This window comes from Streptomyces sp. GbtcB7 (assembly GCF_019091445.1).
GTDB lineage: Bacteria > Actinomycetota > Actinomycetes > Streptomycetales > Streptomycetaceae > Streptomyces > Streptomyces mirabilis.
The window spans coordinates 1-231 of the sequence record NZ_JAGXJM010000739.1; the positions used below are offsets into that span (position 1 = coordinate 1).

The following is a 231-nucleotide window of genomic DNA, read 5'->3' on the forward strand; positions in this document are numbered from 1 at the left end:
TGACTCCCGCTCAGAAGCGCGTGGAGGCGGCCCCGGTGGGCACCAGCTGAGTGGGACGTGAAAGCAATGGGGGCCGAGGGCGGCCAGCCGACCTGACGGGGTTCGAGGAGGTCTACCAGTCGGCGTACGCGCGGCTGGTCGGTCAGTTGATCTCGGTCACCGGCAGTCTCGGGCAGGCCGAGGACGTCGGGCAGGAGGCGTTCATCCCGGCCCTGGACCGCTCGCCCCGGG

General features: G+C 71.4%; 1 pseudogene. It reads left to right on the plus strand.

The window, feature by feature from the left end:
- Positions 1–50 precede the first annotated feature (50 nt).
- Positions 51–231, plus strand: a pseudogene (locus KVT44_RS57410) (SigE family RNA polymerase sigma factor); the annotation flags it as partial.